At 52.2% G+C, this 1,591-nt stretch carries 3 protein-coding genes; all 3 read left to right on the top strand.

Annotated features, from left to right (window positions below):
- Positions 1–481: transketolase C-terminal domain-containing protein (locus Q7P67_RS13405; protein WP_303852739.1), on the top strand; the 481-nt coding region annotated here is incomplete at its 5' end.
- Positions 481–1,293 (top strand): TlyA family RNA methyltransferase, encoded by an 813-nt coding sequence (locus tag Q7P67_RS13410; RefSeq protein WP_303852740.1) that lies wholly within the window; start codon positions 481–483, stop codon positions 1,291–1,293. The genes Q7P67_RS13405 and Q7P67_RS13410, both read left to right, overlap by 1 nt.
- The coding region (locus Q7P67_RS13415) for an NAD(+)/NADH kinase (RefSeq protein WP_303852741.1) at positions 1,268–1,591 on the top strand (324 nt) is incomplete at its 3' end. The genes Q7P67_RS13410 and Q7P67_RS13415, both read left to right, overlap by 26 nt.

Genomic DNA, 1,591 nt, shown 5'->3' on the forward strand with positions numbered 1-1,591 from the left:
CGAAAAAATGCAGACTCCCTGTGCCATCCGCTATGCCAGAGGCGAGGCGGGCGCATATGACGATATACCCGTTACCCCCGTTGAGATGGGAGAGCCGGAGATAATAGGCGACGGAACCGACGTTGTTCTGTTCTCTGCCGGTCATATCTTCGAAGAGGTGTACCCTGTTTATAAAGAACTGCTGGCAAAGGGAATCTCCGCAAAACTGGTCAACATCCGTTTCCTTAAGCCGCTGAACGCCGAAAAGATCGCCGAAACCGCAAGGGGCGCAAAACTGGTTGTTACAGCCGAAGAGGGCAGCGTTAAGGGCGGAGCGGGTGATGAGATAGCCGATATCCTTATGGATAAAGGCGTTCTGGTCAAAATCATCAAACACGGCATCCCCGACGTATTCATTGAACACGGCGACCACAAAAGCCTGCGTAAGCTCATTCAGCTGGATGCTGAGAGCATTCTGGAAAACATCGGAAAACATATCTGATGCAGAAGCCGAAAAAGGAGCGCATCGACAGTCTTCTGGTTCAGCTGGATCTGGCTGAGAATGCTGACGAGGCGGCAAGGCTTATCATGGCGGGTCTTGTGGTTGTGAACGACCACAGAGCCGACAAGCCCGGTCAGACTGTTCCTTCCGACAGCATCATCAGGCTGAAAGCCCACAACAAATTCGCAAGCCGGGGCGGGCTGAAGCTCGAAAAGGCGGCGGATGAATTTCAAATCGATTTCAAAGATAAAACTGTAATAGATATAGGTGCATCCACAGGCGGATTCACCGACGTTGCGCTGAAATACGGTGCGGCGAAGGTTTTCGCAGTGGACACAGGCAAAGGGCAGCTCGACCCCAGACTCGCAAGGGATGAGCGGGTGACAGTGCTGGATGCCACAAATTTCAGAACCATCCCCTATGAGACCATCAACACAGTGGCCGACGTTTTCGTCTGCGACGTGTCCTTCATCTCTCTTTCAAAGATAATCCCCGCCTGTGTGCAGTTCTGCCATGATGATTCGGTGGCTGTCTTTCTCATAAAGCCCCAGTTCGAAGCGGAGCGCAATGAGGTGGACAAGGGCGGAATAGTTAACGACAGAAGCGTTCACGAGAGAGTGATAAGTCAGGTAATCACATGGGGCGGCGGGTGCGGTTTCGCTCTTGCCGGGCTTTGCGCATCGCCCATTAAAGGCGCAAAAGGAAACATTGAATATCTGGTGTATTTTAGGTACAATGTTCAATTAGTTCCGCAACAAACAGAAAGCATCATCCGCAAGGTAGTGTATGAAGAATATTGCTATCATAGCTAAGCCCCACGGCGACAGAGTGCGTCCCCTACTGGGGGAGATAACGCATTTTCTGACCGAACACGGAGTCCGCATTCTCAAGGCGAAACGGACGGCTGAGGCGCTTGGCGAAAGAGAATTTTATACCGACGACGATATCCGTGAGCTGGCTGATCTTGTCATAGTCCTCGGAGGCGACGGAACGCTCATTTCCGCTGTCAGACTTCTGGGCATGAAAGAGACGCCGATTCTGGGGATAAACCTCGGCAGGCTCGGCTTTCTGACTGAGACCAGAGCATCGGACGCCATTCCTGCCATCAAA

This window comes from Seleniivibrio woodruffii (assembly GCF_029267515.1).
Classification (GTDB): Bacteria; Chrysiogenota; Deferribacteres; order Deferribacterales; family Geovibrionaceae; genus Seleniivibrio; species Seleniivibrio woodruffii_A.